This is a genomic window from Planktothrix prolifica NIVA-CYA 540, assembly GCF_963864145.1.
In the GTDB taxonomy this organism is placed as follows: domain Bacteria; phylum Cyanobacteriota; class Cyanobacteriia; order Cyanobacteriales; family Microcoleaceae; genus Planktothrix; species Planktothrix agardhii.
Genome location: NZ_CAWLTW010000001.1, coordinates 4,858,688 through 4,862,673 on the forward strand (window position 1 = coordinate 4,858,688; position 3,986 = coordinate 4,862,673).

The 3,986-nt window shown below is 38.7% G+C and carries 2 protein-coding genes and 1 pseudogene; 1 reads left to right on the forward strand and 2 read right to left on the reverse strand.

Annotation, left to right across the window (positions count from 1 at the left end):
- Nucleotides 1–180 precede the first annotated feature (180 nt).
- Entirely contained in the window at nucleotides 181–1,170 is a 990-nt protein-coding gene (locus tag AC559H_RS21630) for an alpha-E domain-containing protein (RefSeq protein ID WP_026794971.1), read from the reverse strand.
- A 76-nt stretch (nucleotides 1,171–1,246) separates the two neighbouring features.
- The gene (locus AC559H_RS21635) at nucleotides 1,247–2,680 is read right to left on the reverse strand and encodes a circularly permuted type 2 ATP-grasp protein (protein WP_026794970.1); all 1,434 of its coding nucleotides are present in this window, start codon (nucleotides 2,678–2,680) and stop codon (nucleotides 1,247–1,249) included.
- Nucleotides 2,681–3,286: 606 nt separating this feature from the next.
- On the opposite strand from AC559H_RS21635, the pseudogene AC559H_RS21640 reads away from it, so the two are divergent.
- Nucleotides 3,287–3,986, forward strand: a pseudogene (locus tag AC559H_RS21640) (hypothetical protein); the annotation flags it as partial.

The following is a 3,986-nucleotide window of genomic DNA, read 5'->3' on the forward strand; positions in this document are numbered from 1 at the left end:
GCACGCAGGGCTAGGGGGGAAGGGAACACCGGGGGAAAATACTTCACTGTCTGGGTTCCAAGATCCGTCTTTATCCTAACTGCCTTGGCGGTTGTGATATCCTCCAAAATCCGTTAACGGCTACTAAGTTATTATGGGCTATTGAAACGGAAGGTTTGAAAGTATTAGGGGTTGGATCGATCAGGAACTCGCTTGAGTTTGAGTCTGGACAAAGGGACTGACAACTGGTTTTAGGGCAAAAAAATCTTCATAAATTCGCTCACCAACATGATTCATCCGATGTTGCAAATCATCTAAAAATTCATGAATTCCTGTTTGCATAATTTCTTCAATCGTCAGATAATCGAGTTCAGAACGTAACCGTCCTAACTCCCGTTCGGCAGGATTTTGCCAGGTTCCGGGGCTAGTTCCAGTAATACATTGAAGCGATCGCTCCGCTTGTAACAAACAATATTGAATTGAACGGGGAAACTCCCGATCCAAGATTAAAAATTCTACCACCCTAGAGGGCGTAATTCGGTGTTGTTTGCGTTTCCGATACATTTCATAAGCACTCGCAGATTTTAATAATGCAATCCACTGAATTTCATCAATAGTTGTTCCCACATCCTGTACCGAAGGTAACAAAATATAATACTTAACATCTAAAATTCGAGAGGTTTTATCCGCCCGTTCTAATAATCTCCCCATGTTGCCAAAATGCCATCCTTCATTATGGGACATCGTAGCATCCATCACCCCCGCAAACAGGTGTCCGTGCATTTTCACTTGATAGAAGAAATCCGCGAGTTGATAGGAACTATCTCCTAAAGCCGCATCTCTAACCATCATATAAAATTCATTCACCTGTTCCCACATTTCCGAGGAAATAATTTCTCGAACTGAACGAGCATTTTCCCGGGCAGCCCGTAAACAAGATAAAATAGAACTGGGATAATTACTATCAAAGGTCAAAAATTGGATCACATTTTCTGCGGTAGCCTCTCCATAACGTTCTTTAAACAGTTCTAAATCTCCCGTTGTGACAATAATTGGTTTCCACTGTTGTTGAACACCGGAGGGAGAATCTAATAATAAATTTTGATTAACGTCAATAAAACGAGCAATATTTTCCGCCCGTTCTACATAACGATTTAACCAATAAATAGAATCTGCAACACGACTTAACATATTAAAAATTGTTAACGGTTTACTGTTTAATAAGATGAAGCCACCCCCAAAAAATCCATGAAATCCGATCACAGATTTATTCACATAAAACCCAAGTATCCTTAGTCCCTCCTCCTTGAGAAGAATTAACAACTAATGACCCTTTTTTCATCGCCACCCGGGTTAATCCCCCTGGATGAACATAGATATCCTCACCATATAAAATATAGGGTCTTAAATCAACGTGACACCCTTCAAAAGTATCTCCTAATAAGGTTGGAACGCGAGATAGAGATAATGTTGGTTGTGCAATATAATTTCGGGGATTCGCCTTGATTTTTTGGGCAAATTCTTGACGTTCTGCTTCGGTAGATTGGGTTCCGACTAACATCCCATATCCTCCCGCTTCATTCGCCGCTTTAACGACTAATTTATCGAGATTATCTAGCACATATTTCAGTTGTTTAGGTTCCCAACATAAATAGGTCGGAACATTGGATAAAATTTGTTCTTCTCCTAAATAATATTGAGTCATTTGGGGAACATAAGCATAAATCACTTTATCATCTGCAATTCCAGTTCCCAAAGCATTCGCCAGAGCAACCCGACCATTTCGATACACTTCCGTTAACCCGGGAACCCCTAACATTGATTCAGGATTAAAAACTAACGGATCAATGAAATTATCATCAATTCTGCGATAAATCACATCCACCCGTTGTAAACCCTTAGTGTTTCGCATCTGCACATAGCCATCACTGACCACTAAATCCCGTCCTTCGACTAATTCCACCCCCATTTGTTGGGCTAAAAATGAGTGTTCAAAGTAGGCGGAATTGTACATCCCCGGAGTTAAAACAACAACCGTCGGATTAGTAATATGATCCCCCACTAAATTTAGCAAGGTATCTAATAAATGACTGGGGTATTCATCAACGGGTTGAATCCCTAATTTAGCAAAAAGTTGGGGAAATGTGCTTTTCATTACCCGGCGATTTTCTAAAACATAGGAAACCCCCGATGGACAGCGCAAATTATCTTCGAGAACGTACCATTTTCCCTCTTGATCTCTAACTAAATCTGTACCTGTAATATGACACCAAATTCCTTTAGGGGGTTTTAACCCCATACAGGGTTTAAGAAATCCTTTAGAAGACAGGATTAATTCTTCGGGAATAATTCCATCTTTAACAATTTTTTGTTCCCCATAAATATCATTAATAAATAGATTTAATACATGAATACGTTGCTTCAATCCGCTTTCTAAATGAGACCATTCTGAAGCAGAAACAATTCTAGGAATTAAGTCAAAGGGTAATATTCTTTCTGTTCCTTCACTATCATTATAAACGTTAAAAGTTGCTCCTAATTTCATCATTGCTGTTTTAGCCGCTTCCTGTCGAATTTCTAAATCCCCTGGGGATAAAGAATTAATTCGATCAATTAACTGGGCTGCATAGGAACGAGGTTGTCCTTTCGCCACAAACAGTTCATCGTAAAATTCACCCGGATCGTAAGATTGAAATTGCACAGCCTTTAGCCCCTATCTTTTAGAGTTCTAGTAGTCACCAGAAAGGTCAGAACATAGAATCATGCCGAAACCTATATGGTACATTATTTCTGTTCTCTGTTTCCTGTGCACTACTATACTTGAAATTTGACATCCGCCCCGCCGCGAACGGGCAGGAATTCCGTCTATTTCAACAAATCAAAACATGATAACGGTTAACTGTAGCTTTTGATACTAATTTATAAAGCCTTAATTTTAACTTAACCCACCGTTGGGAGGTACTGAAGTTATTGGCTGAACACAAATTCTACAATTATTGGCCAGGTACTCAGGGGAAAGGCAAATTCTTGAATTGGGACTGGACTGGTCTTTGATCAATAGCAGTTTGGATCACCTTGCTTGTTTTTGGGTATAGTAGTATCCTAGCCAATGTATTCGTCTTCAGACAAAGATGTGAGCGCAAACAGTGATGGATTTAGTTGACATTTGGATTGACGATTCAAAATAAGCAACTTATAGTCTATAAAATCCTAAACTAATATTTTGGGATTTATTCTGTTTAGTTAAGATTTGTAATACATATCGTGAGAGAACTACGTTAGGTTTCGATAAAATAGGAGTGATTGTATGGCTTTCGGCAATTTAGTGGTTACGTTAATTATTGGATTCGTGGTAGGTGTAGGACTTGCCTACTGGTGGTTTGACAAACAGATATCCAATCAAAAAAAGAGTATAGAGGAAAACAATCGTCAGCAACGAGAGGAACAAGACAAATTATATCTGATTCGGACTCAACAAACTATTCAAGAGTCAGAACAAAAATATCAAAATCAACTTCAGCAAGCAATAGAAACATCGGAAAATCAATATCAAGCTCAACTTGAACAGATGAGTGTGCAGTTACAGGAGAAAGATACTCAAGTTCAACAACTGAATCAATCTCTTTTTGAATCTGAAACTCAGGTTGCACAACTGACAGAACAATTGCAAGAAAGTGAAACTGAAGTTACAAAACTCAATGACTTTTTGATTCAGTATCAAACCATGCTAGAGGAGGTAAATGCTGAATTAGAAGCCAGTCAAGCACAGGTGAGTCAATTTTCTACAAATCAAGCGGTTGAATCTGAAATTCAACCAGAATCTCCGATTTTAGCATCTCCTACCATTGAAGAAATTGTAGAAGAATCTCCGATTTTAGCATCTCCTACCATTGAAGAAATTGTAGAAGAATCTCCGATTTTAGCATCTCCTACCATTGAAGAAATTGTAGAAGAATCTCCGATTTTAGCATCTCCTACCATTGAAGAAATTGTAGAAGAATCTCCGA

Coding starts and splice junctions, on each gene's coding strand:
- AC559H_RS21630 (WP_026794971.1), bottom strand. CDS start 1,170: ATGTTAAGTCGTGTTGCAGATTCTATTTATTGGTTAAATCGTTATGTA.